The 25672-nt window shown below is 47.4% G+C and carries 20 protein-coding genes; 13 read left to right on the forward strand and 7 right to left on the reverse strand.

The window, feature by feature from the left end; translation table 11 throughout:
• Window positions 1–54 precede the first annotated feature (54 nt).
• Entirely contained in the window at window positions 55–2214 is a 2160-nt protein-coding gene (gene pdsS / locus FJD32_RS10255) for a proteobacterial dedicated sortase system histidine kinase (protein WP_140907046.1), read from the reverse strand.
• A 32-nt stretch (window positions 2215–2246) separates the two neighbouring features.
• Window positions 2247–2939 (reverse strand): proteobacterial dedicated sortase system response regulator, encoded by a 693-nt coding sequence (gene pdsR, locus FJD32_RS10260; protein ID WP_037418159.1) that lies wholly within the window; start codon window positions 2937–2939, stop codon window positions 2247–2249.
• 232 nt (window positions 2940–3171) lie between these two features.
• On the opposite strand from pdsR, the gene pdsO reads away from it, so the two are divergent.
• The 3 genes from pdsO to FJD32_RS10275 are packed head-to-tail and all read left to right on the forward strand — an operon-like array spanning window position 3172 to window position 6972.
• Window positions 3172–3969 (forward strand): sortase-associated OmpA-like protein PdsO, encoded by a 798-nt coding sequence (pdsO, locus tag FJD32_RS10265; RefSeq protein WP_088585502.1) that lies wholly within the window; start codon window positions 3172–3174, stop codon window positions 3967–3969.
• A gap of 45 nt (window positions 3970–4014) precedes the next feature.
• Window positions 4015–6282 (forward strand): marine proteobacterial sortase target protein, encoded by a 2268-nt coding sequence (locus tag FJD32_RS10270; RefSeq protein ID WP_088585503.1) that lies wholly within the window; start codon window positions 4015–4017, stop codon window positions 6280–6282.
• Between the two features lie 9 nt (window positions 6283–6291).
• A complete protein-coding gene (locus FJD32_RS10275; RefSeq protein ID WP_088585504.1) occupies window positions 6292–6972 on the forward strand; it encodes a class GN sortase in 681 nt (226 codons plus the stop codon).
• 111 nt (window positions 6973–7083) lie between these two features.
• Here FJD32_RS10275 and FJD32_RS10280 read toward each other — a convergent pair whose 3' ends face one another.
• The gene (locus FJD32_RS10280) at window positions 7084–8109 is read right to left on the reverse strand and encodes a GGDEF domain-containing protein (RefSeq protein ID WP_069454818.1); all 1026 of its coding nucleotides are present in this window, start codon (window positions 8107–8109) and stop codon (window positions 7084–7086) included.
• Between the two features lie 159 nt (window positions 8110–8268).
• Between FJD32_RS10280 and FJD32_RS10285 the strand changes: the two genes are divergently transcribed.
• A complete protein-coding gene (locus tag FJD32_RS10285; RefSeq protein WP_069454819.1) occupies window positions 8269–9894 on the forward strand; it encodes a M28 family metallopeptidase in 1626 nt (541 codons plus the stop codon).
• Between the two features lie 293 nt (window positions 9895–10187).
• Here FJD32_RS10285 and FJD32_RS10290 read toward each other — a convergent pair whose 3' ends face one another.
• The 3 genes from FJD32_RS10290 to FJD32_RS10300 all read right to left on the reverse strand — a co-directional run bounded on the left by FJD32_RS10290 (window position 10188) and on the right by FJD32_RS10300 (window position 13066).
• Window positions 10188–11051 (reverse strand): hypothetical protein, encoded by an 864-nt coding sequence (locus FJD32_RS10290; protein ID WP_037418173.1) that lies wholly within the window; start codon window positions 11049–11051, stop codon window positions 10188–10190.
• A gap of 576 nt (window positions 11052–11627) precedes the next feature.
• Window positions 11628–12587, reverse strand: a complete 960-nt coding sequence (locus FJD32_RS10295; RefSeq protein WP_037418145.1) for a RimK family alpha-L-glutamate ligase — start codon at window positions 12585–12587, stop codon at window positions 11628–11630.
• Between the two features lie 20 nt (window positions 12588–12607).
• Window positions 12608–13066: a DUF413 domain-containing protein gene (locus FJD32_RS10300; protein ID WP_037430721.1), complete on the reverse strand. Its 459-nt coding sequence runs from the start codon at window positions 13064–13066 to the stop codon at window positions 12608–12610.
• A gap of 108 nt (window positions 13067–13174) precedes the next feature.
• Between FJD32_RS10300 and hdfR the strand changes: the two genes are divergently transcribed.
• Window positions 13175–14035 carry an HTH-type transcriptional regulator HdfR gene (gene hdfR, locus FJD32_RS10305; protein ID WP_088585506.1) on the forward strand — a complete coding sequence of 287 codons (861 nt, stop codon included), beginning with the start codon at window positions 13175–13177 and terminating at the stop codon, window positions 14033–14035.
• Window positions 14036–14135: 100 nt separating this feature from the next.
• Here hdfR and FJD32_RS10310 read toward each other — a convergent pair whose 3' ends face one another.
• Window positions 14136–14507 carry a diacylglycerol kinase gene (locus tag FJD32_RS10310; protein WP_088585507.1) on the reverse strand — a complete coding sequence of 124 codons (372 nt, stop codon included), beginning with the start codon at window positions 14505–14507 and terminating at the stop codon, window positions 14136–14138.
• 243 nt (window positions 14508–14750) lie between these two features.
• Here FJD32_RS10310 and FJD32_RS10315 point away from each other — a divergent pair, with 243 nt between their 5' ends.
• The 8 genes from FJD32_RS10315 to napA all read left to right on the forward strand — a co-directional run bounded on the left by FJD32_RS10315 (window position 14751) and on the right by napA (window position 25670).
• The gene (locus tag FJD32_RS10315; protein ID WP_088585508.1) at window positions 14751–15659 is read left to right on the forward strand and encodes a DNA ligase; all 909 of its coding nucleotides are present in this window, start codon (window positions 14751–14753) and stop codon (window positions 15657–15659) included.
• A gap of 103 nt (window positions 15660–15762) precedes the next feature.
• Window positions 15763–16779 (forward strand): hypothetical protein, encoded by a 1017-nt coding sequence (locus FJD32_RS10320; protein WP_088585509.1) that lies wholly within the window; start codon window positions 15763–15765, stop codon window positions 16777–16779.
• A gap of 68 nt (window positions 16780–16847) precedes the next feature.
• A complete protein-coding gene (locus FJD32_RS10325) occupies window positions 16848–17306 on the forward strand; it encodes a low molecular weight protein-tyrosine-phosphatase (protein WP_258195982.1) in 459 nt (152 codons plus the stop codon).
• A gap of 295 nt (window positions 17307–17601) precedes the next feature.
• Window positions 17602–18018, forward strand: coding sequence for a CBS domain-containing protein (locus tag FJD32_RS10330; protein WP_037418282.1), 417 nt, complete (start codon window positions 17602–17604; stop codon window positions 18016–18018).
• 114 nt (window positions 18019–18132) lie between these two features.
• On the forward strand, window positions 18133–22014 hold the full coding sequence (gene hrpA / locus FJD32_RS10335; protein WP_140907045.1) for an ATP-dependent RNA helicase HrpA: 3882 nt from the start codon (window positions 18133–18135) through the stop codon (window positions 22012–22014).
• A 704-nt stretch (window positions 22015–22718) separates the two neighbouring features.
• Window positions 22719–22877 (forward strand): nitrate reductase, encoded by a 159-nt coding sequence (locus FJD32_RS10340; protein ID WP_011716898.1) that lies wholly within the window; start codon window positions 22719–22721, stop codon window positions 22875–22877.
• A 43-nt stretch (window positions 22878–22920) separates the two neighbouring features.
• The gene (locus FJD32_RS10345; RefSeq protein ID WP_047537299.1) at window positions 22921–23178 is read left to right on the forward strand and encodes a chaperone NapD; all 258 of its coding nucleotides are present in this window, start codon (window positions 22921–22923) and stop codon (window positions 23176–23178) included.
• A 2-nt stretch (window positions 23179–23180) separates the two neighbouring features.
• The gene (gene napA / locus FJD32_RS10350; protein WP_140907067.1) at window positions 23181–25670 is read left to right on the forward strand and encodes a nitrate reductase catalytic subunit NapA; all 2490 of its coding nucleotides are present in this window, start codon (window positions 23181–23183) and stop codon (window positions 25668–25670) included.
• The last annotated feature ends 2 nt before the right edge of the window (window positions 25671–25672 follow it).

The raw sequence follows: 25672 nt of genomic DNA on the forward strand, positions 1-25672 counted from the left end.
TGAAAATGGCAGGAGGCAAACAGATGAGTTTGCCTCAAGTTGTAAGTCTTTGTATTAGCTAAGCGGCAGGGTGACCAGAATATCGACCCCATCGTTCTCACTGCGATTACGGGCCAAAATTTTCCCTTGGTGGAATTCGGTCACAAGCCGCGCAATATATAAACCTAAGCCAAGGTGAGGTTTATCTTGGGCTTGATTGACTCGTACAGAAACCATGGAATCGAAGATCTGCTCCGACATATCGATTGGCAACTGCGGCCCTAAGTTACTGATAAGCAATGTGGCTTGTTTGCCAACTTGGGTGAGAGTCACTTCAATCGCACTGCCTTGATGACAAAACTCGATGGCGTTGGCGATAAGCTTGTCCATCAATTGGGCGATGTATTCGGGCACGCCCTGCATCATCAAAGGTTGCTCGGGCACTTTGACGCTAAATTGCTGCTCAGGGTAGGTCATTTGATAGCCTTGCATACAACCGCTCACCACTTGGGATAGCGGGAACTTAGTCACATCTGCCTGAGTTAAGCTCTGCTCGAGGCGCGTTGCCTCACTCATATTGTTCAAAATCATGCTTAAACGGCTTACCCCTTCTTGGGCGCGGTCGACATATTTTTGGGTGTCTTTATCTAAGGTTTGCAGATTTAAGTGTTCTAAAGAGGAGCGCACCACAGCAACAGGAGTACGTAGCTCATGGGATAAGCGTGACGACATATTCTCTAAATAATGAGTGTATTGACCCAAACGACCGACAATGCTGGCAAAACTGCGGGATAAGTCGCCAATCTCGTCCCGCGCCTTGGAGGGTTTTAAATGGTTCCGTACCCGGCCTTGGCTGTCGATGGCATTCTCGGCTTCATCGCGCAGTTTGCGGATACGATTCGAAATACTTGAGGCGAAGAAAAACAGCGCTAAGGTGCCCATACTCATAATAGTCAGGATCACGTTAAACAGTTTTTCCAGCGCACGGTTACGCAGGGTGCGAATACCGTGGGTGGTTTCTTCGGCCACCACGGCGCCCATCACATTGTTATCAATCCAAATGGGGCTGGCGGCCGCCAACACCACAGCCTTATTGTCTGGCGTCAGTCGCCAGGTCGAGCTTTGTTGTCCCGCAAGTGCCTTTTGAATATGGCTACCGTCTAGCTCGGTCGAGTCCTGTAGGGAATCGATAAAATCCTTCGGCGGTTTAGTGAGGATTTTATAGTAGAGAGGGTGCAGGTAGTCGCGCTGAAAACGTTGCCACATCGAGTCGCTGTTTTCATCATCGAGGGTGCGCGTCCACACACTGTTGCTGTCACGGATATCGCCAGACTTCGCGAGCACACGGCCGTGTTTATCGACTACCCAAATACGCGAGCTGTAGTGGCTCATCCCTTTGATAATACTTTCAATTTCGGGTGAGGGCACCAACACTGTGCCCAGCTTGTCGACGGTATCTAAGGCTGAGGTGCCAACCACTGCGGTCACATCACGGTATTTGCTGTCGTTGACATCGGCAATGGCAAATCCTAGTTTGCTGCCCACCATATCCAAGGGGATACGCAGTTCGATATTGTAGCCCACATCCGTGGTGGCCCATTGCCCTTGAATACGCACCTCGGGTGTCACTGGCACGGTTTGTTTAGGATTTGCGGGCAGCTCGAAGGCACTGATCCAACCGGGCTGGGTCGTAGCCACGATATAACGCTTAAATTTATTGTCGGGAGCAAGGGTCGCAATCGACAGGTGATCGTTTCTATCGACGCTTAAGGCATTTTTACCCCGAAACACCACATTGGGATCGACCACCTGAAAAAAGGCATACAGATAACCATCGTACTGACCCACCATATGGGTAAAACTTAAGGTGAGCGGCGTGCTGGGATCGGCACGCATGATGAGATTCGCCTCACCGTACTGGATAAATCTGTGCTGATATTCCTGCCATTCATTGAGTTTGCCATCGAGCAGAATCGCGCCCGCTAAGGGGTAAGCATAGAGATCGCGACTCTTTTCCACCTGCTTTAAAAAGCTCGCCTGACCGTCGAACAGCTTGGGGCGCTCGTGCAGTGCGGTCGCTAAGGCTTGGGTGGTGCCCTCTAAGGTGCGTTCCTGACCGTGGCGCAGGTATTTTTCCATCTCCCACACATATTGGTACCCCAGCCAAGGTAGGCAGAGTAAAAACAGGCTGAGGCCAATAACTTTAGTGCGAAGACCGAAGGGAAAACGTGTCATAGAATGCTGGCTAATCTGCTACTTGGCATGGTTTAGGCTAGGCTGTCCCAGCGATAGCCCATGCCGTAAACGGTATCAATACAATCAAATTCGGGCGCGGCGGCCATAAACTTCTTACGGATGCGCTTCACATGGGAAGTAATAGTGCTGTCATCGACAAAAATCTTTGCCTCCTGCATCAGCTCATGGCGGCTTCGGACGTGCCCCGGGTGTTTGGCAAGGGCGTGCACCATCCAAAACTCGGTGACTGTGAGTTCTATCGGGATCTGATTCCAAGAAACCAGCATTCGATTGGCGTCGATGGTGAGCGGTCCGCGCTCCAGTAAATTCTCCTGCGATGTTTGGCTGGTGGCTAACTCAGAGCGGCGAAACAGCGCTGCTAAACGAGCGGTCAAATGGGGGAAGCTCACTTCTTTGCTCAGGTAATCATCGGCGCCTAAACGCAGGCCGCACACAGTATCAAAATCGCTATCCCGCGCGGTTAAGAAGATGATCGGCAGAGTGTTTGACATGGCGCGTAGGGACTGACACAGCATAAAACCGCCGTCAATCTCATTGCCAAGGCCAATATCGATAATGGCTAAATCCGGCAGACGGGTATTAAATGCCAACATGGCCGATGGCCTGTCGGCATAGGTTTGCACACTGTAACCGTGTTGCTGCAACACATCCTTGTAATTTTCGCGAATGGCCGCTTCATCTTCCACAATGGCGATACGTTTCATTTAGCCATCTTCCTATTGACTGCTGGGGATAAGTTTTCGTGACTATACAGGAATTTATTTCTGAGAAAAGCTCCCGAATGCAATTGCCATTTTGTTGCCACAATTGATAGTCGCATTGCCATTTTCCATCCCCGCTTATGCCATGGCACTTGTGTTTAATACGCTCATTCCGTTTTACCCGCCGCGCTAATGACTTAGGCGGGTAAACGCAGCACAAATCAAAAGGAATGAGATGATGAAAAAGACGCTAATTAATATGTTGATCCTAAGTGTGTTCGCCGCGCCCATCGCCAATGTATCGGCAAAGGTGTCGCTTCAAAATCAACCTCTGCTCATAGAGCCACAGACAGAGCTAATGATTGAGCAAGAGGAGGATGACGGCGAAGCGCTGATAGGTCTTGGCGGCGGAGCGCTACTTGGCGCCCTAGTGGGCGGCCCCGTTGGCGCCATTATCGGCGGATTTACTGGCACCTTAATCGGCCAGTCGGTATCTGATACCGACACGGTTAAAACTCAGCAACAACATATTGCCTTGCAGCGTCAACAATTGACGAGCTTATCGGCCAAACAACAGGCTAGCGAGCAACGCGCCGTCGAATACGCCTTAACCCAAAAGCAACTCGATGAACTGCTCGCCGAGCAACAACAACTGTTTAGTGAATTGGCGCTGGGTATGAATGTGCAGTTTCGTACTGGCTCTGCGGAGCTTGAAAGCCATTTTTTGCCCCAATTAGACAATGTCGCCAAGGTGATGAAGCGCTTGAGCGAGTCCAATCTCGAGCTGAAAGGTTATGCCGACCGCCGCGGTGATCTGGCCTACAACCAAGCGCTCTCGGAGCAACGTTTGTTAGAAGTGCGGGGCTACTTGATTAAACAAGGCGTAGCCCCCGAGCGGATCACCACCCAAGCCTTCGGCGCCGGAATGCCACTCAATGATCAGCAAGACAGTGAATCCGATGTGTTCGATCGCCGAGTCACTCTGACCATGCAGCCTAACCAAGGGCTGATGGCGAGCCGCGTGACCGAATAATTCAACAATATCAATCGTATTCAATCAAGATCAGGAGCCTTTGTGATGATCACAGGGAAAAGGGTAAAAGAAGTTTGTCAAACACTGGCGATGCTAATGATCGGCGCCTCCATCTGTTGGGGGCTCCCCTTTGCGGTGTTAGCTTCACCAAACAGTGTGGGCACATTATCGGCACCACAAAATATTGCGGCGACCTTCGAAGAACACACGGCGAGCACATTGCCAGCTTTTAGTTTCGATGATGTCACCCAAGGGATGTTGGTGTATCAAACCGCCAGCGGCCGTTTAATGCCATCTTTACCCGTGGACACGCAAGTGTCGATGCAGGTCTCTGGGTTAACCAATAGGGTGAGCGTAAAGCAGGTGTTCAGTAATCAAACGGGATTTGTCCTCAATGGCCGCTATCTGTTCCCTTTACCCAATGAGGCGGCAGTAGACTCACTGCGTTTACATATCGGTGAGCGGATCATCGAAGGTCAAATTCACCTAAAACAGCAAGCAAAGCAGATTTTTGAACAGGCCAAAGCCGAAGGAAAACGCGCCAGTTTAGTCAGTCAAGAACGGCCCAATATGTTCACTACCGAAGTCGCCAACCTCGCACCCGATGAAAAGTTGGTGGTCGAAATCAGCTATCAAGAAACCATTCATTATGAAGATGGTCTCTTTAGCCTACGTTTTCCGCTGGTGGTAGCGCCGCGCTATATTTCAGGCCTAACACTCGGTGGGAACCAGAGTGAGCGTATAACCAGCAGCCAAGTCTTCGATGCCGACCGGATTATCGCCCCGATCCGCAACGCCAATAGCGAGGCAGACCCTGTGCTAAAGGCCGATATTAAGGTCAAACTCGGTGAAGGGGTGGACAAATCAGCCGTGGTGAGTCCGTATCATCCCATTACGATAGCGGAAAAACAGGGGCAACTGACGGCGGCCTTAGCTAATCGCGTGCCCGCCAATCGTGACTTTGTGCTGCAATGGCGTCTTAAGCAGGGCAATAGTCCCGTGGCTTGGGTATTCAACCAAGCGGGCAAAACCCATACGGCACAGGACGACAATGCGAGTGCGGATACAGGTCCAACTGGTAATAGTAGCAATACAGATAACTACAGCTTAGTGATGGTTCTGCCGCCCAAAGTCGAGGCCAGTGAACAACTGAACTTGCCCCGTGAGCTTATTTTAGTGATTGATACTTCGGGGTCGATGGCGGGAGATTCCATTATTCAGGCGAAAAATGCCCTGCGTTATGCGCTGCGCGGTTTAAGGCCACAGGACAGTTTTAACATAATCGAATTTAACTCCGATGTGTCTTTACTATCGCCAACACCGCTGCCCGCGACAGCAACTAATCTGGACAAGGCGCGTCAGTTTGTGAATCGTTTGCAGGCCGATGGCGGCACCGAAATGGCGCTGGCTTTAAATGCCGCGCTGCCAAGACAGGCGTTTAACACAGCGTCGGCTGAGGATAAGTCGCTAAGACAAGTGATCTTTATGACCGATGGCTCCGTCGGCAGTGAGTCGGCGTTATTTGAGTTAATCCGCAATCAAATTGGCGACAACCGTCTTTTCACCGTAGGCATTGGCTCGGCGCCGAACTCGCATTTTATGCAGCGTGCGGCTGAACTTGGGCGTGGCACTTTTACTTACATTGGTGATGTGGATGAAGTGGAGCAAAAGATCAGCCAATTGCTGGCCAAAATCCAGTATCCGGTACTCACCGATTTACAGGTGCGCTTTGACGATGGATCTGTGCCTGACTACTGGCCAGCGCCAATCCCCGATCTTTACCGCGGTGAACCGGTATTGATCAGCCTAAAGCGCCACCCACGTGACCCTGAGGAACTCGTGATCTCCGGTCGTCAGGGCCATAAAAACTGGCAACAGTCGTTATCTTTGCAAGCCAATGACGCAAGCCATTCAGTAACTGATGCTGCGCAGCCTGCGGCGGGGCTCGATTTACTCTGGGCGCGCAAACAGATTGCGGCCTTAGAGTTGAGTAAAAACGGCGCTAACGATGACAAGGTCAAAGAGCAGGTCACGGCGCTGTCGCTGAATTATCACTTAGTCAGCCCCTATACCAGCTTGGTCGCGGTGGATTTAACCCCCATCACCACGAATGCGATAAGCCGAGATGCGGTGGTGCGCCAGCATTTACCCTTGGGTTGGCAGCCAATGGGGGTTCTACCACAAACATCGACCTCGAGCCGTTTCGACATGCTCTTAGGGGGCGGCGTGTTACTGCTTGCCTTGATGTTGGCGCTGTCGATTCGTCGCCAGCAGCGGCAGCAACGCGCGCTGTCATTAGCGCTACACACTTGAGTCATGTCCATGAGTATGCGCGTGACTCAACAGATACAAATAGGGTTGCTGGTGGGATTGGTATTAATCGGCATCACGTTGTTTGGAAAAGGATTCTATATGCAAGCGAAAGCACACTTTGCCCAATATTTGATTGAACAAGCTTGGGCTAAAACCTTAATCGATGGTCAGTCCCATAAACCTTGGTCCTGGGCCGATACCTATCCCGTGGCTAAGCTCTCCATCGAGCAGGCTAAAAGACCGAATCACTTCGATGGTCCGGCATCCAACGACAGCTTATATGTGCTGGCGGGCGCATCTGGCCGTAACTTGGCCTTCGGGCCAGCTTTAGTGCTGTCGAGTGCGCCCGCTGGCGCGCAAGGTAATACTGTGATTGCAGGGCACAGGGATACGCATTTTGCGATGTTAAATGGTATCAGCGTCGGGCGTCGCCTAGCGCTGCAAACCGCAGCGGGCAGGGAGATTGTTTACCAAGTGGTGGCGACCCAAGTGGTGCATGAGTCGCAAACTGAGTTGATGGCGCCAAGTGAGGATAATCGTTTAACCCTGATCACTTGCTATCCCTTCGATGTGCTGCAAGGTGGGGCGGAACTGCGTTTTGTGGTACAGGCTATCCCGGTCGAGCCAGAAACTGCAGCTCAATCCGAAGGGGCGACAGTCGATAGGACGTTGGAGCCAAAAGTGGCTTGAACATTCGAGTTGATAGCTTGAGTTACTCGCTACAATGGGCAGGTTGACTGGTAACTAAAAAATTGGCAAATCAATTAGGGCAGAGCTGAAGGCTCTGCCTTAATGTCAGCATTAATTGTTTATTGGCATCACTCTATTACGGCCTAGACGTTTTGCCTCATAAAGCAACTTATCTGTATTTTCAATAAGTTGTATTACTGATTGTCTTTCTTGCCACTGAGATACACCAAAGGAGGCGGTGATATTGTCGATACGTTGATCTTTGCGTCGATCCTTGATGCTGAGTTTTTCAAGCCCACGGCGCATGGCTTCAGCCAGTTGCCTGGTGATTCGTAATTGGCTCTTTGGCACTAAAATGGCAAATTCTTCACCGCCAAAGCGGTACAGCTTACAGCCATCTCGGCAGGCTTCCTGCAAACGCTTTGCAACGACCTTTAATACTTGGTCGCCAAGCTGGTGACCATAGTTGTCATTAAAGGCCTTAAAGTGATCGATATCGACCAAGATAAGACAGGTGCCCTCGGGAGCCTGTGCCAACATGCCTGCGATATCGGCATCAAAGGCGCGGCGGTTTAAACAGCCAGTGAGCGCATCGTAAAGTACATCTTTTTCTGTTTTTTCAAGCTTTTGTTTTAACGCATCAATCTCTGTTTGGGCTTTTTGCAATTGGGTCGTAAAAAACTCGGTGCTTGAGCGAATATTGTCGGCTTCCTTCACCAAATTACGGACTAAATCGAGCACTTGCTCAACACTGAGCGTGCCTTCTTCGACACCATTGAGCTTGGCAAAGTTATTATTAATACAGCTTTGGAAGTCGGCTGCATCAAGATTAGTATCCCGAATCGATTGCGACAGCTCTGTGGCCATGGCCTCTAGATTAAGCCTCATATCACGCACATCAAGCTCAACAGGATCGGCGACATACTGGCGAAACAACAACTCACTGCTCACTGGTGGGCAAGTGTTGTAGTGGGCGATAACCGTATCGAGCTGGGCGTTTAACGCTGGGTTTTGTTCCCCCACGTAGGTATACCACAGAGCATAATTGATTGGCGTTGTGGGAATTTGATGCTTGAGCATTAAGGGAACCGCTTTTTTAAGATTCAAGGCTGCGGTTTGTAATAAATCTCGTGACATGGATAAATTCCAGTAAAAATAATCCGATAAACCATGCATATCACACATGGATAACAATATGGCTCGTCAAATCCCGTTACAACAAAAGCCCAAAAGCTGGGGCAATTACCTGCCACAAGCTTGGGGGGATATGATAGAGTTTATCGCTAAAATTAAATAATGATAATAACTTGGGAGAAAGTCTTGAAAAATTTCATCCTTGCTGGTGCCCTAGGTTCCTTACTTTCACTACCTGCAATGGCTGCCTCTTCCTTCAGCGACAGCCTAGATTTGAATCAGTATCGTACTGATGTCAAAACCTTAGCCAGTGATGCCTTTGGTGGCCGTGCGCCCTTATCCGAAGGTGAGCAATTGACCATCGATTACCTTGAGAAAGCCTTTAAAGAGATGGGGCTCAAGCCGGGATTTGGCGACAGCTATTTGCAGGCGGTACCGCTGGCGAAAATCACCGCCGATCAAAATATGCAACTCGATATCGGCGGACTTAAGTTTGTCAATGGCAGTGAATTTACCGCCAGAACCCAGAGAATTAGCGATAAAGTCAACCTCAGTAATAGCGATGTAGTGTTTGTCGGTTATGGCATTAATGCGCCTGAATATGGTTGGAATGACTATCAGGTACTCGATGTAAAAGGTAAAACCGTGATAGTGCTGGTCAATGACCCTGGTTTTGCAACTCAAGATCCCAAGGTCTTTAAAGGCAATGCCATGACCTACTATGGCCGCTGGACCTACAAATACGAAGAGGCCGCGCGTCAAGGCGCTGAAGCTGTTTTTATTGTGCATGAAACTGAACCCGCAGCCTATGGCTGGGGTGTCGTGCAAAACTCTAACACAGGTACCAAGTTTACCCTCATCGATGCCAACAATAATCAAGGGCAGGTTGGCGTGATGGGTTGGGTGCAACATGATGTCGCCAAAAAGATTTTTGCTAAGGCTGGTATGGACTTTGATACCTTAAAGCAACAAGCCGCTAAGCCAAACTTTAAGGCAATTCCCTTAAAACTCAAGGCGAATGTCAGTTTAAACAATACGATTGAACGCGCCGAATCCCACAATGTGGCGGCACTATTACCTGGAAAAAGCCGCCCTGATGAGGTGGTGATGATGCATGCCCATTGGGATCATTTAGGTACAGTGATAGAAGACGGTAAACCGGAAATCATTAATGGCGCGGTCGATAATGCCAGTGGTGTGGCAGGTGTGTTAGCGCTTGCGCGTTACTTTGCCAAACAAGCAAAAACGGCGCCGCTTGAGCGCTCGATTCTGTTTAGTGCCTTTACCGCCGAAGAAACAGGGCTGATCGGTGCTCAGCATTTTGCTCAGCATCCCAGTGTACCGACCAAAAACATTGTCGCCTTTTTAAATATCGACGGCATGAATATGAACCAAGGGGTAGAATATATTCTGCGCTATGGTGAGGGCGTGTCTGAGTTAGAAGGTTATTTAGATAAGGCCGCCAAGGCACAGGGACGGGTTGTCAAGGCTGATCCTAGACCGCAAAATGGTTTGATGTTTAGATCGGACCACTTCGCTCTGGCCCAGCAAGGCGTGCCCGGCTTGTTATTTATGAGCCTTGGGGATACGGATCCTGACTACATCGCCCATAAATACCATAAAGGAGCCGATGATTATGATCCTAACTGGACCCTCGAAGGGGTGAAGCAGGATTTAGATCTGATGGCGAGTATGTTAACCACCTTAGCCAATGGTAAAGATTGGCCGCATTGGTTAGAAGCATCGGATTTTAAGACTAAGCGTGAGCAGGATGGCCGTAAAAAGTAATTCCGATTAAGGTAAAAAGGACGCTGCTGCGTCCTTTTTTATGTTTATTCAATTAATTAACCTGAGCTCGGGATAAGCAGAGCCGCTGAATAGGCATCTTTTCGGGCGCCTCTCTGCATTGCTCTGTCTCACCATAGCGCGCTATGGCATAAGACTGAGCGCCTTGATATGCGCAAAAATCTGCGCATTCCGTTAGAAAAAAGATTTTTCTTTTCAAAAGAATCATTTATAGCATTGATTTAGTTTGTTAAATTTAGATTTTTTCGACACTGGTTATCCCGAGTTCAGGTTAACTAGAAGGTGTAGCTAACAGAAAGCATGGGGCCGATAAAACTGTAGTAAATATTGTAATCGGCAATTTGAGTCTCTTTATTTGGGGACTTTTGTGCGATATCGACGTCAACTTTGTAATAGTTATAGGCAACACTCATACGCCAATTGGGAGTAATTTGCGCATCTATGCCTAATTTAATATCAACCAACTCGCCTTTGACATCATTGAGGTTGATATAGAAATACTGGGCGTGAGTGGTTAAATCCCATCCAGAAATAAATTCGTAATTAGCATAGACGCCAAAGTCCGGCAGTGGTGCAGTGATATTCTCATCGACAATTTGCGGTATTGCCTGGCTCGCACAGACATTATTCAGTAACTCAGAGGCTTTACAGACGCCGATAATGCCTTCAAATCCTGTCTTGATAAACATTGTGTGTAAACCAAGAGACAAACCAACATCATAGTTACTGCCTTGAATTGCATCAAAACCGTAACCAACACGTAGAATATCGATATTTAAGGTGGAGCTGAGTTTTCCGCCTGCTTTAATATCGTAAATTGTATCGTTAATTTCAATTTGGAAGGGTTTGGAAAGGGCTTGGGTTTCGGCTGTGCGGTGTAGTTGTTTCCAGTCGAGGTAAAGATGATGGCGTTCGTTGAAGTGATAATTTAGCTCAACAAAGGGCAAAAATTCGTTTTCGGCCAGTTGCAGATCGGACTCATAGTTTAAGGTGAAGTTACTCGCGGTATTCGGGTTAGTCACTTCCATATTGGTATCTGACTGCGAATAAAATCCCCCTAGCTCCAAGCTGAATTCGCCCGCCAGCACAGGAGTGCAAGTGAGAAGGGCGATCACTAAGGGGGTTAGACGAGTGGAAATCAACGCTACTCCAGTATTCTTCTTATTATATCCAGCGATAACATCAGACTTAAGTGCCATAAGTTATGAACATTTGGAGTGTATCAGTAAATCTTTAAATGTGAATAAAATGTTTTGGAAAGTGTGAATTTTCGTGATTTAAAACAAAAGTTGTATGGTTAATCGCTTTGGTATTGCAGGCTTGAGGGAGGGATCACAGTAATTTACATCTTGGTGATTAGGGTGTGTTGACGTTTCGAGATTAGATTTTGTTCGTTCTGGCAAGTACGTGCTCGCGAAAGGAGGAATGATGTGTAGTTTACTCAAATGACGAGCGGCTCTTATGACAGAAAGTAAGAGCAAGGGCTTGCCAGACGAACCCTTCGGGCAGCATTTGGCTGGCTTTTCTACTGCGTTATCGTCCATTTATGTAGAATAACTACACTGTACGGACTTTGCCTTGCATAAAAGCCAGCCACATTACTGCAAAAATAACCCTGAAACGTCAACACGCCCTAGTGACGGGAATATGTCGTAAAGCCTAAAAAAACGGCCCAGTAGAGACTGATCCGCCGATAAGAGCTTAACGAGACCGCATCAATTGTTATGCGTGTTAGCGGCCGATGTTGGCTCGCTGCTTTTCTCGTCCTTGTTAAACATGCCTAAACGGATGCGGATAAAGTGCAAAATTTGCGCAGCAATATCCACATTTAAGCACGATTCTAATCCTTCAAACCCAGGTGATGAGTTGGCTTCGCAGATTTTGTAATGGCCGTTATCGAACAATAAATCGATACCTGCCACATCTAAATCGAGAATATTGGCGGTTTGCGTCGCGAGCCATTCGATTTCAGGGGTGATTTCAAAGGGCCTCGCCGAGCCACCCGCGCTGACATTAGCTTTAAAGCTATCTTCTTGCCCACGTCGCTCATAGCAGCCTGCAACGCGTCCGCCAATAGTAAAGACTCGCAAGTCGCGGCCATGACTATTGGCAATGAACTCTTGCAAAATAATGTTGGCGTTTTTATTAGTCGCTTCGATTAGTTGCATTAAGTCATCAAACTCACGGGCTTTGTGTGATAAGAATACACCACTGCCTTGAGAGCCTGAGAGCGTTTTAATCACTACGGGAAAACCTAAATGGCGCTCAACCAGATCAATATCAACCGGGAATTTGACCAACATGGTTTTTGGCGTAGGTAAATTCTTCTCGGCCAACAATTGCTGGGAGAAGAGCTTATCTTTAACAATCTCAATAGCTTTTGAAGGATTTAAACAATACACCCCTAAGCGTTCTAAATGGCGAATGATTGCCAACGCAAAGTAGGTGGTGCCAGAACCCATGCGCGGAATGATAAAATCCGGCAATTCAACGGGTTGTCCATTTAACAAAATACTTTTGTTATCTTCTCTCGTCACGGTGAGATCAAACTCATCCGGCGCATAAACGGCTAATTCAATATTGTCGGCCTTAGCTGCCGCCAACAGACGTTCGATTTCATACCATTCAGGTTTTAGCTGAGTCGCGGTTTCTTTATATAAAATCCAACCACGCATTTAATCGCAAACCTTCATTTTCATGCTTTGTCCTCGGGTTCAGCTTCATCCTGAACATCATCTTCAATTTCAACATCCACATCTACATCGAATGCCGCTTCTGGCTCAACCTCAGGTTTGGTTGCTGGTAAATGAACCGTGCCAACCACTGCATAAAAGGGCTTACCCCGGGCGAGTTTGCGGTACTTTAACCAGATCTGCTCTAACAAGCTACTCGGAGCGATGTTTCCTTTGATGACTTCGACAAATTGTGCTTCGTCGGCGGTCACTGGGAGTGTTTTGCCTTCAGCAAGGTTTTTCATGGCATGACCATGTAATTCGAGCAGTTCGGCTTCTTTACTTGTGAAGTCGCCACTGCGCTTAAAACCTTTGGGGAAATTAGTATCGTCGTAAAAGCGTTTGTGAGATACAAAACTGGCAGCTGAGCCGTTCAGCGTCTCAGAACCCCTGTTAGCGTTTGAAAAAGACTGTTCAGACATGGCTGTTACCTTCTAGATTTTGGTATACAAAGATTTGCAAGTGGAGTATTGGCTAGTATTATTGATTTATAAATCAAAAAAATTTGCCTATGTTGGTCAAGAATTTTTATGGATACCGATTTACTAAAGACCTTTCTGGAAGTCTCTCGTACCCGCCATTTTGGTAAGGCAGCGGAAAACCTCTACCTTACCCGTAGTGCGGTAAGTTTTAGAGTTAAACAGCTTGAGAGCATTCTTGGTGTTGCCTTGTTTGAGCGCCAACGAAATAATATTCAGCCGACCCCTGCTGGGGAACGGATGTTGGGCCATGCGGAAGCGGTATTGACAGCATGGGAGCGCGCCAAGCAGGATGTTTCGCTTAGTCAGTTACAATCGACTCAATTAGCGATTGGCGCGGGCCCCAATATTTGGGATGCCTATTTACAGCGGTATTTACAGCATCTGCATGTGGGACTTCCTGGGGTTGCATTGCGGACCGAGGTTTTGCCACTCACCGTAATGACACGGCAATTGATGGATAGGACTCTCGATCTGGCGATCTCTTTTGATCCACCCAAACTTGACCAATTTGAATTAATCCAATTAGGCCAAATCAATTTGCTGCTGGTATCTAAATCCCGGGATGTGTCCGTTAATAAGGTGCAAGCTGGACAATATGTCAAAGTCGATTGGGGGACGGCCTTTAATATTATTCATGCGCAGGAATATGCGGCTTTACCTGTGCCAACTTTACATACCAGTTCGGCTCGAATCGCCTTAGATTTTATCTTAAATAACGGCGGCTGCGCATTTTTACCCGAGCATTTGGTGCAGCCTTTGCTTCAAAGAGGCGAACTGAATTTGGTCGCGGGGGCGAGTGCGATTTCACGCAGTGTGTATGTCGCCTATTGGGCTGAAAATGACAGACTAGAGCAAATTAAGCAGGCGATAAGTTTTTTAGCGGATAAGCTCGTAATCGAAGATAACTAAATTTGTTGAGTTGGATAAAAAACGCCTTTGGGATAATTCCTAAAGGCGTTTTTTATCAGCGAATTTAATGACCTAAATCAGTGTTAATGCGCACAAAGGATTATATCAAGCGCGGTAATAACAGCACGAGCCAAGTGATCCCGCAGAGCGCTAAACTCATGAACACCGCAGCAGAGGCGATATCCTTTGCTTGACCACTCAGGGGATGGATCTCACTGCCAACACGGTCAACAACGGCTTCAATAGCAGAATTTAATAGCTCTACAATTAACACGATAAACAGCGTTAAGATCAACATTAAGCGTTCCATGGTGCTGATATCGACCAATAGGGCGATGGGGAGCATCACCACCGCAAGCATCAATTCTTGTCTAAACGCAGCTTCATGGATCCACGCCGCTTTTAAGCCCTTCATTGAAAATCCCGTCGCTCTAAAGATACGTTTTATACCGTGGTTATTTGCTGGTTTCATAATTATTCCATCGACTTGGGCGGTTGTTCGTGAGCATTTTCGTTCAAACTGAATGCGACATGTGTGCCGGCTTTTGAACGAGCTTAAAAAAGAGGCCGCAGTATAGCCCGATAATTTATGTGTATAAATAGTTAACTATACAAATTGCTCGCTCTGTTAGGGGGATCATATTGCGGCCGGATTAGCGGCAATCAAGGCTAAATACTAAGCTTGCAGTGGGATGACTTACAGAGAGACAAAGGAATGACTCTGACAATTCGCGTACTTTTTTTAAGAAATGCACTTGCCAAGTGCTTTGGGCTTCTCATTGGTCTTTGCAGCTTATTTATTGCGGTTAGCTATGCAAGTCCTGCACCGAATATTCAATTAGCAACGGAATATGCACTCGACGATCATACTCAAATCGGCGCGTTTCTGGTCAGTGAAAAACTTGATGGTGTGCGTGGTTACTGGGATGGGCAACGTTTGTTTACCCGTCAGGGGAATCCCATTCTGGCCCCAAGTTGGTTTACCGCCGAGTTTCCCACTATCGCAATGGAAGGTGAGTTATGGATCGGGCGAGGGCAGTTTGAGGCGATTTCAGGATTAATACGTCAAACATCGCCAAAGGATACGGACTGGCAAAAGGTACGCTTTATGGTATTTGATTTACCGACAACCAAGGGGAGCTTTGAAGACCGTTATCTGCAAATGCAAACTCTGATCGTGGGAAAATCGGCTTATCTTCAAGTTATTGAGCAATTTAGTGTCGGCAGTGTCGAGGCCCTCTATGACACTTTAAATACCTTAGTTGCCCTTGGCGCTGAAGGATTAATTTTACATCGACGCACTGCGGTATATACGCCGGGACGTAATCCTAATGTAATGAAGTTAAAGCCCTATTTAGATGCTGAAGCGACGGTGATTGGTTATGTTGCTGGCAAAGGGCAATTTGCCGGGAAAATGGGTGCCTTAAGAGTGCAAACACCAGAGGGGCGAATTTTTAGTATTGGCACAGGTTTTAACCTTGCAGAGCGTCAGCATCCCCCTGCTATCGGTACACTTATCACTTACAAGTATCTAGGATTAACGGTGAATGGCTTGCCGCGATTTGCTAGTTATTTACGGATCAGGACAGACATTGTGCCTGAAGATAAAGAAGTTAAAGAATAAGTTGCGAAATTGTTGGATATTGATAAAAATCGAACGCTATCAATAAGGGGTTTGCCGGATATCATATTGATTATTAATAGGCAATAACACCAAGGAGTAGGTTTTGGTTGATATTCAATTTAGTGAACATTCTTTGAAGCAACGCTTGGCTAAAATCTTAACGGTCCCCAAATGGACTAAGCAGCCCATTGTCACCGCTAAAGCGTTTTTGCAAAGTTTAACCATTGCACAGCGCTGTTATCTATTAGCATTAATTGCTTTATTGCTATTTCAGTCAGACATTTGGCTGGCAGCTATTATCACTGCGGTTGCATTAATCATTGAATTTTGGCCAAAATTTGCAATAGCGTGGCATTCATTGGCTGGAAAAGCCATTTTCCTACTCTTTTATGCCGTTATTGCCAACTTTGCCTTGGCCGCCAGTGGTAGTGTGGTTAATGAAATCACAGGTGTTTCAGCTTCACATTTGTCTTACACCCACAACTTTGCCATTTTGCTGTATTTACCTATTTGGTTCGTGTGTATTTCTATTCTCGCGTTACTGCTTCTGCAAATTGTGATCCCTTGTTATTTATTGTTCCATATCGGTTTACGGATTTTAGGGTTAGAGACCAACCAACAGGATAATAAAAAACGCTTTGTGGTAACAACGGCATTTTTACGTATGGTGTTATCCGTGGTGTTATTAATGAATCTTGTTGCCATCTCCGATGGTGAAACTTTATTGGAGAACGTTGCGAACAAAATACAAAAAAATGAAAAAGTGAGTCTTGCAAACACTGTTGTTGAAGTCAAAATAACCGAAAAAGCCCAGACTGAAGCTGAGAACGCGGCTAATGATCTCACTATGCAATCTGCTGATGGCACTATTGAATCCTTAAGAACTTTTGGGCACACATACTACAAGGGGATCCGAGAATTAATCGCGTTATTTGCCTATAAGTTTGAGGCCGATGGCCGTAGTCGTTGTGAAAAATTAGCCAATTCTGTGGTGGTTGAGTTAAACGATTACGAAATACTGGAAATTACCGAGTCTGCTAACGAGAAATACGGTTATCATTTTGAAGTGAAAAAATGTATTTCTCCCGCCTTTGGGCAAATCGTATCTCCCCCTAAATAGCGCTGCCAGAGGATGCTAAGTTGTTAGAAGATAAAGCGTTAAAAGCAAAAAATATAAGACGAATTTTAATGGTCTGTATGGGGAATATTTGTCGTTCGCCCACGGCAGAGGCCGTTTGCCGTGCAAAAATTCGTGAACGTCGCCTCAATATTGAAGTCGATTCTGCTGGCACCATTGGTTATCACCAAGGAGATAAACCTGACAGTCGCGCCATGGCTGCGGGTATAAAACGCGGGTTAAGTTTCGATGGTATGCGCGCAAGACAAATTGTTGATGCCGATTTTGAATATTTTGATCTTATTTTAGCGGCCGATAATCGTAATTTAGTGGATTTACGTAGTCGTTGTCCGCTTGAGTATCAATACAAACTTCAGCTAATGTTGTCTTACGGAAATAGTGAAATTGATGAGGTCCCCGATCCCTATTATGGCGGTACTCAAGGATTTGAATTAGTCCTTGATTTGCTCGAACAGAGTATCGATAGCTTGTTAGATCAATTAGCAGGAAAAACGAATGACACAGATTAATGATTAAGGCGGAGTAGGTGCCTTTGAACTTCGATGAGTCAAAGTATCACCCCCCTGCTTACCTATGCAATAGAACGTAAAATCATTGGGTTAATTTCATTAAGCGCTAACTAAGCTTTTTTCGGGATACTAAATCTATCTCAAACAGTTCGTACATCTATAACCTTAAAACGTCAACATGCCCTAGTCGTCAGATAAGCTCAATCGATATTAATTGCTTAACTCTTGCGAGATTTTGACTAGACTCAAAGCTCAGGTAAGTGAGTTTGTTACAGGTAAGTTTGGGGAGATTGCTATGGATTCAATCAAAATACGCGACCATATGGACCGTCAGCCTGTGTTGCTCAGTGCAAATATGTCACTGGCTACTGCGGTTGAGAAACTGTTAGATAATAACAAGATGGGTGCAGCTGTCGTGGATGACAGTGGTAATTTAGTGGGCTTTTTATCCCAGCAAGACTGCTTAGCTGTCATGTTAAAGAGCAGCTATCACTGTGACTTAACCTCAGTGGTGAAGGATTGTATGCGCACTGAAGTCCTGTATGTCGGTCCTGATGAGAGTATTTTACAACTCGCGGAGCAGATGCTGGGCGCTAAACCAAAGACCTATCCGGTGGTGGATAATGGCAAAGTCATCGGCACAATCAATCGCACCAATGTGTTGAAGGCGATGAATGTGTACATGCAGCAATGTTATCTTGCACCTGCTTAAGCCGTTATTTGGGTGGCTAATTTCCAGCGGTTTACGGTGTGTTTTGAACAATTAGCCATACCAATAAACCAGGTTCCTTGCTAGGATCGCCTTTTTCGATGCTAGCAATGGAATTTGGTTTTGAACTCTGACAAACATCCGCTATCGAGCGCTTTTCTCCAGCAGTGCTTTCAAAGTGATGCCTCGCGGATCCGCCGCCGTTTATTTAAGCTCCATAAAGAAGCCGATTCTGACAAAAAAACACAAGAATTAGCCAAACTTGCTGAGCAGGCGCAAGCAGCGTTCGAGAAAGTAGAGCAGCGCCTGAAGGCTCGCCCTAAGATCAACTATCCTGACAATCTGCCCGTCAGTAGCATGCGCGAAGACATCGCCAAAGCCATTAGTGAAAACCAAGTGGTGATCATTGCGGGTGAAACTGGCTCGGGTAAAACCACGCAGTTGCCAAAAATCTGTTTAGAACTGGGCTTAGGCAGCCGTGGTTTTATTGGTCATACCCAGCCGCGGAGGTTGGCAGCGCGCAGTGTTGCGTCAAGGGTGGCTGAAGAATTACAAAGCCCGCTCGGCGAAGTCGTGGGCTTTAAGGTGCGTTTTGCCGATGCGCTTAAGAGTGAATCCTATATCAAACTGATGACCGACGGGATTTTACTGGCGGAGCTGACTTCAGATCGTTATTTAGATCAATACGATACAATCATCATCGACGAGGCGCATGAACGTAGCCTTAACATCGATTTTATCCTTGGTTACCTTAAGCAAATTCTGAAAAAACGCCCCGATCTTAAGATCATCATCACCTCGGCGACCATTGATGTTGAGCGTTTTTCTAAGCATTTCAATAATGCGCCGATTATTGAGGTGTCTGGGCGTACCTATCCGGTCGAAACCCGTTATCGCCCATTGTTACAAGATACTGAGGCCGATCTCGACCAAATTGAAGGGATTTTTGCCGCCGTTGATGAGCTGGTTGCCGAAGGCTTAGGCGATATTTTGATCTTTATGAACGGTGAGCGTGAAATTCGCGATACCGCAGAGCAGCTAAATCGGCGTAATTACCGCGATACCGAGATTTTACCGCTCTACGCGCGCCTCTCCTACGGCGAGCAATCCAAGGTCTTTAGCAGCCATACAGGGCGTCGTATTGTGCTTGCGACTAACGTAGCGGAAACCTCGCTGACTGTGCCGGGTATTCGTTATGTGATTGACCCAGGAACAGCACGCATCAGCCGTTACAGTTATCGCACTAAAGTACAGCGTTTGCCGATCGAGCCGATTTCACAGGCGAGTGCCAATCAGCGCCAAGGCCGCTGCGGCCGTGTTGGTCCGGGGATTTGTATCCGTTTATACGATGAGGCGGATTTTAATAACCGCCCAGCCTTTACCGATCCCGAAATCTTACGAACCAATTTGGCGTCGGTGATTTTGCAGATGCTCGCTATCGGCCTTGGCGATATCGCTGCTTTCCCGTTTATTGAGCCACCCGATCCGCGCCATATTCGCGATGGCTTCTTATTGCTTGAGGAATTACAGGCGGTTAAACAGCAGAAGGGCAATATAGTGTTAACGCCGCTGGGGCGGCAGTTATCGCAAATCCCCGTCGACCCACGTTTAGCGCGTATGGTGGTCGAGAGCCACCAACTTGGTTGCTTAAATGAGGTGTTAGTGATCGCCTCAGGGCTGTCGATTCAAGATCCCCGTGAGCGGCCCATGGATAAAAAGCAGGCGTCCGATGAGGCCCATCGTCGCTTTGCCGATCCCCAGTCTGATTTTGTCAGTTGGGTAAACCTCTGGCAGCACTTAAAAGAGCAGCAAAAGGAATTATCCGCCAGCCAGTTCCGTAAAAAATGCCGTGATGAATATTTAGCCTACCTGCGTGTGCGCGAATGGCAGGATTTATATACTCAGCTAAAACAAGCGGTTCACGACTTAAAGTGGCGCTTAAATGACACGCCTGCCAACTACGATGCGCTGCACCGTGCGCTGTTATCGGGTCTGCTCAGCCATATTGGCTTTAAGGACAATAACAACGAATACTTAGGCGCGCGCAATCGTAAGTTTTTTGTGTTCCCAGGTTCACCGCTGGCGAAAAAAGGCCCGAAATGGATCATGGCGGCGGAGCTGATGGAAACCTCTAAGCTGTTTGCTCGCTGCTGCGCCAAGATTGAGCCTGAGTGGCTCGAGCCGTTAGCGGCGCATCTGATTAAAAAGAATCACCTAGAGCCACATTTTGAGGCGAAACAGGGCAGTGTGATTGCCTTTGAAAACCAAGTGCTTTACGGTTTGACCGTGGTGCATCGCCGCCGCGTACAATACGGGCCGATTAATCCTGTTGAAGCGCGGGAGATCTTTATCCGTAGCGCGCTCGCCGAAGGGCAGTTACAGACCAAAGAAGCCTTTTTTATCGCTAACCAAAAGTTATTGGAGGATGTCGAAGCGCTCGAGCACAAGTCCCGTCGCCGCGATATTTTGGTCGATGAACAAGTGTTGATGGACTTTTATGAGCCGCGTATCCCCGAAGGCATCTATAACGCGCCTAAGTTCTTTAGCTGGTGGAAAGAAGCGCGCCGAACTCAGCCCGATTTACTCGATTTTAATAAGTCGCTATTGATGCAGCGCAGTGCCGATCACATATCGGCGCTCGATTTCCCCGATACTTGGCACAAGGGCAATATCCGCTTGCAACTGAGTTATCACTTTGATCCTGCGGCGAGTGATGATGGCGTTTCTGTGCATATTCCAGTGGCGCTACTCAATCAAATCGATGATACGGATTTCGATTGGCTCGTGGCGGGGATGCGTGAGGAGAAATGCGTCGCCCTGATTAAGTCTTTGCCTAAGGGACTAAGACGTAACTTTGTGCCTGCGCCCGATTATGCCCGAGCCTGCGTACAGGCGATGCAGCCCTTTAGCGCCAGTTTACTCGACGCCATGTGCAAACAGCTGCTGCGTATGAGTGGCACGCGCGTCAATCCCGAAGATTTTGATGTTTCGCAGATGCCAGTGCATTTACAAATGAATTTTAAGATTGAGGACGATAAGGGCAAGTTAGTGGCACAGGGGCGGGTGCTTGATACCCTCAAAGCGGAATTACAGGGCGTGGTCGCGAAGGCGATTCGTCAGGTGGCGGATAAGGGCATTGAGAAAGAAGCGCTCACCGAATGGTCATTTGGTGACTTACCTAAGCAATTTGAGCAGCGTAAGGGTAACTATCAAGTGCGGGCATTCCCCGCCTTGATTGACAATAAAGATTCAGTTGCCATCAAATTATTTGATGATGAATTTGAGGCAGAGGCGGCGCACCGTCAAGGCCTACGTCGCTTGTTGTTACTCAACATTCCATCGCCGGTAAAACACCTGCAACAGGCACTGCCCAACAAGGCCAAACTGGCGATGTATTTCAATCCATTTGGCCAAGTGCAAATTCTGATTGATGACATTATTGCCGCAGCCGTGCAGCAATTACTCGATGAGAAAGCGCTGGATGTGCGCGATGCTGCTCAGTTCGAACAGGCCAAGGATTGGGTGCGCCAAGAGCTGAATCCAACGGCTGAGCAAATCGCCCTAAAAGTGGAGCAGATTTTGACGCTCTATCAAGGTATTAAAAAGCGGACTAAGGGTAAAATCAGCTTAGATATCGCTTTTGCGATGAGTGATATTCAAAGCCAATTGGACCAATTAGTTTTTAAGGGATTTGTTGAGGCCTGCGGTTGGAAGCGTTTAGCCGATGTGGCGCGTTACTTAAAGGCGATTGAAATCCGCATCGATAAATTACCTGTAGACCCGACCCGTGACCGCTTGCATATGCAGAGTATCACTAAAGTGCAGGAGGCCTTAGCGGCGCAACTTGCTAAGGTGCCGCGCTCACAGCCCGTGCCTGCGGCTCTGATTGAAGCCCGTTGGATGATTGAAGAATACCGGGTGTCTTGCTTTGCACAGGCGCTGGGAACGGCTTATCCCATCTCGGAAAAGCGGATCTTAAACCATATCCTGCTGAGTTAATGATGTTGATACATAACTGACTGAAACTGTAGATTCAGTCAGTTATGCATAATGCATCATCTTTAGCATTAACAGCCGAACCTTAGGGTTCGGCTTTTTTATTGCTCATTTTCACCTAACTATAATTAGCCGCGATCAGCATGTTGTTGCAGGCGTGATTGTTTGCTATGGGCTATCACAGGCTAACCCCAAAGGGCAAAGTAGGTAGCGAATGAATGGCCCCTAATGGCTTTTAATTGATAAACAGTTAGCGAATACAGCAGGGACTTTAGCTATATCTTGAGCGAGTTAACGATTTGACGAAGATGTTAAGCCAATTTCGCTGCAGATAATCGGTAATTTGTGCCTTCCTTTACCATCCCCTAATACTCCTTAAGGAATATTTTGTTTAAATTTTGTGCGGTTTAGTTGCCTAACGCCTATCTCTTTTCCATGCTTTAGCAATTGGTTAATAAAAAAACATAACTAATCAACCTGTTTACAATCTGAAAAAACGCTCAAAAACCATGATCTAATTAAATCTATCGCCAAATTGATGATCTGGATCAAGCATCAAAGGGTTTACCGATTTTGAGGTATACAGTTTGTTAACACCTTAACGCTATGATATGATCAATTGGTGGATCAAAGATGCAATAGAGATACCTATAAATCCTGTAGTGATCAGAGTAATCCATCACAGGAACGAACCTCTTGGAGGACGCATGAGTGCTAACAGCGCAGCAGAAAAATCCTTAGAACTGAAAATTTTTATCTTTTTAACCGTATTTCTCGCCCCCCTCTTATCCGTGTTGTTGGTGAGTGGATTGGGATTTGCCATATGGTTTAGCCAAATCTTCACCGGCCCACCTGGGGCTGGTTGAGTCAATACAAAATAATAACAACAGAATTAAAGCGGAGTGTCGGATGAGCAAAGAGCTGCATATCACAAGTCTCGTGGTGCAAGTCATGCCAAATAAGATGGCGGATGTTAGGCAACACATTATGGCGATTGAGAATGCCGAACTCTCTGTCAATAACGAAGTAAAACTCGTCGTTGTACTTGAAGGTAACTCCCAACGTGCCTTGATGGACGGTATCGAACAGATTAATGCCATTCCTGGCGTCTTGTCCGCCACTATGGTTTACCACCAGAGTGAACAGCTCGAAGAGGGTGAAGAATGAACATGAATAGACGTGACTTTATTAAAGCCAATGCGGTGATTGCAGCAGCGGGCGCCGCAGGCTTAGCGCTGCCGGCATCAGCCAGCAATTTAATTACTAGCTCAGAGCAAACCAAATTAGAGTGGAACAAAGCGCCTTGCCGTTTCTGTGGTACGGGCTGCTCTGTGATTGTTGCGACACGTGATGGCAAAGTGGTTGCGACCCACGGCGATGCAAACAGCGAAGTGAACCGCGGCCTTAACTGTATTAAAGGTTACTTCCTGTCGAAAATTATGTATGGCAGCGATCGTTTGACCACGCCAATGCTCAGAATGACCGATGGCAAGTACGACAAGCACGGTGAATTTACTCCCATTAGCTGGGACAGCGCTTTTGATATCATGGCGCAAAAATGGAAAGAAACCCTCAAGGCCAAAGGCCCTACCGCAGTTGGAATGTTTGGCTCGGGCCAGTGGACCGTCTGGGAAGGCTATGCCGCGGTTAAACTGATGAAGGCGGGCTTTGGCTCTAACAACATTGATCCGAATGCGCGTCACTGTATGGCGTCAGCCGTGGTCGGCTTTATGCGTACCTTCGGTATCGATGAGCCTATGGGCTGTTACGATGATATGGAAGCGGCCGATGCCTTTGTGCTGTGGGGCTCCAACATGGCTGAAATGCACCCGATCCTATGGACTCGAGTGACTGACCGCCGTTTAAGCGCATCCCATGTGAAGGTTGCGGTACTCTCGACGTTTGAGCATCGCTCCTTCGACTTGGCGGATTTACCGATAGTATTTACGCCACAAACCGACTTAGCCATCCTGAACTTTATCGCCAACTACATCATTCAAAACGATAAAGTAAACTGGGACTTTGTGAAGAAGCACGTTAACTTCCGCCAAGGTACCACGGATATCGGCTATGGTTTACGTCCAACCCATCCGCTGGAGCAGAAAGCCAAAAACGTGAAAACGGCAGGGGATTCGACTCCGATTGATTTCGATACCTTTAAGGCCTTTGTCGCCGAATATACGGTGGAGAAGGTCAGCAAGATGTCGGGTGTGCCTGAGGCTAAACTTATCGAATTGGCGAAGCTTTATGCCGATCCCGATACCAAGGTCACCTCGTTCTGGACCATGGGCTTTAACCAACATACCCGTGGTGTGTGGTGTAACAACCTGATTTATAACATCCACTTACTAACAGGTAAGATTTCAACTCCCGGTAACAGCCCATTCTCGTTAACTGGCCAACCTTCTGCCTGCGGTACGGCTCGTGAAGTCGGGACGTTCTCCCACCGTTTACCCGCGGATATGGTGGTAACTAACCCTGAGCATCGAAAACACGCCGAAGAAATTTGGAAGATCCCCAGCGGTATTATTCCACCAAAACCTGGTTATCACGCCGTAGAACAAAACCGCCGCTTAAAAGATGGCGACTTGAACTGCTACTGGGTACAAGTGAACAACAATATGCAGGCTGGCCCGAACATCAATGAGGAAGGCTTACCTGGCTATCGCAATCCTGCCAACTTTATTGTGGTGTCCGATGCGTATCCCACAGTGACGACTCAAGCTGCGGACTTAATTCTGCCAACCGCGATGTGGGTTGAGAAAGAGGGTGCTTATGGTAATGCTGAGCGTCGCACTCAATTTTGGCATCAAATGGTCCAGGCGCCGGGCGAATCACACTCAGATCTGTGGCAGTTGATGGAGTTTTCTAAACGCTTCACCACCGACGAAGTCTGGCCGAAGGAAGTCTTAGCCGCAAACCCGCAATTTAAAGGCAAAACCCTCTTTGAAGTGCTTTACCAAAACGGCAATGTTGATAAGTTCCCGTTGGCAGATACTGATCCTAAGTATCTGAACAATGAAGCGAAACATTTCGGCTTCTATGTTCAAAAAGGGTTGTTTGAAGAATATGCCACCTTTGGTCGTGGTCATGGTCACGATTTGGCCCCGTTTGATGCTTATCACGAAGCCCATGGCCTTCGCTGGCCAGTTGTTAATGGCAAAGAAACCCAATGGCGTTTCCGTGAGGGAACGGATCCCTATGTTAAACCGGGTAAAGGCTTTGAGTTTTATGGACATCCTGATGGCCGTGCGGTGATTTTTGCGCTGCCCTATGAGCCACCAGCAGAGTCTCCTGATGAAGAGTTCGATATTTGGTTATCCACGGGTCGTGTACTTGAACACTGGCATTCGGGCTCGATGACCCAACGTGTGCCTGAGCTTTACCGTGCCTTCCCCGATGCTGTGTGTTTTATGCATCCAGAAGATGCCAAAAAACGTGGTTTACGCCGTGGTGATGAAGTTCGAGTCGTGTCTCGCCGTGGTGAAATCAAAACCCGTGTCGAAACCCGTGGTCGTAACAAGCCGCCAGTGGGTCTGGTGTTTGTACCTTGGTTTGATGCCAGTCAGCTCATTAATAAAGTCACCTTGGATGCGACAGATCCGCTGTCGAAACAAACCGACTTTAAGAAATGCGCCGTGAAAATCGTCAAGGTATAAGG

This window comes from Shewanella sp. LC6, from assembly GCF_006385735.2.
GTDB lineage: Bacteria > Pseudomonadota > Gammaproteobacteria > Enterobacterales > Shewanellaceae > Shewanella > Shewanella xiamenensis.

Excerpts from the sequence above, each read along its gene's own strand:
- pdsS (WP_140907046.1), bottom strand. The coding sequence starts at position 2,214 with ATGACACGTTTTCCCTTCGGTCTTCGCACTAAAGTTATTGGCCTCAGC.
- pdsR (WP_037418159.1), bottom strand. The coding sequence starts at position 2,939 with ATGAAACGTATCGCCATTGTGGAAGATGAAGCGGCCATTCGCGAAAAT.
- pdsO (WP_088585502.1), top strand. The coding sequence starts at position 3,172 with ATGATGAAAAAGACGCTAATTAATATGTTGATCCTAAGTGTGTTCGCC.
- FJD32_RS10270 (WP_088585503.1), top strand. The coding sequence starts at position 4,015 with ATGATCACAGGGAAAAGGGTAAAAGAAGTTTGTCAAACACTGGCGATG.
- FJD32_RS10275 (WP_088585504.1), top strand. The coding sequence starts at position 6,292 with ATGAGTATGCGCGTGACTCAACAGATACAAATAGGGTTGCTGGTGGGA.
- FJD32_RS10280 (WP_069454818.1), bottom strand. The coding sequence starts at position 8,109 with ATGTCACGAGATTTATTACAAACCGCAGCCTTGAATCTTAAAAAAGCG.
- FJD32_RS10285 (WP_069454819.1), top strand. The coding sequence starts at position 8,269 with ATGATAATAACTTGGGAGAAAGTCTTGAAAAATTTCATCCTTGCTGGT.
- FJD32_RS10295 (WP_037418145.1), bottom strand. The coding sequence starts at position 12,587 with ATGCGTGGTTGGATTTTATATAAAGAAACCGCGACTCAGCTAAAACCT.
- FJD32_RS10300 (WP_037430721.1), bottom strand. The coding sequence starts at position 13,066 with ATGTCTGAACAGTCTTTTTCAAACGCTAACAGGGGTTCTGAGACGCTG.
- hdfR (WP_088585506.1), top strand. The coding sequence starts at position 13,175 with ATGGATACCGATTTACTAAAGACCTTTCTGGAAGTCTCTCGTACCCGC.
- FJD32_RS10310 (WP_088585507.1), bottom strand. The coding sequence starts at position 14,507 with ATGAAACCAGCAAATAACCACGGTATAAAACGTATCTTTAGAGCGACG.
- FJD32_RS10315 (WP_088585508.1), top strand. The coding sequence starts at position 14,751 with ATGACTCTGACAATTCGCGTACTTTTTTTAAGAAATGCACTTGCCAAG.
- FJD32_RS10325 (WP_258195982.1), top strand. The coding sequence starts at position 16,848 with ATGGTCTGTATGGGGAATATTTGTCGTTCGCCCACGGCAGAGGCCGTT.
- FJD32_RS10330 (WP_037418282.1), top strand. The coding sequence starts at position 17,602 with ATGGATTCAATCAAAATACGCGACCATATGGACCGTCAGCCTGTGTTG.
- FJD32_RS10340 (WP_011716898.1), top strand. The coding sequence starts at position 22,719 with ATGAGTGCTAACAGCGCAGCAGAAAAATCCTTAGAACTGAAAATTTTT.
- FJD32_RS10345 (WP_047537299.1), top strand. The coding sequence starts at position 22,921 with ATGAGCAAAGAGCTGCATATCACAAGTCTCGTGGTGCAAGTCATGCCA.
- napA (WP_140907067.1), top strand. The coding sequence starts at position 23,181 with ATGAATAGACGTGACTTTATTAAAGCCAATGCGGTGATTGCAGCAGCG.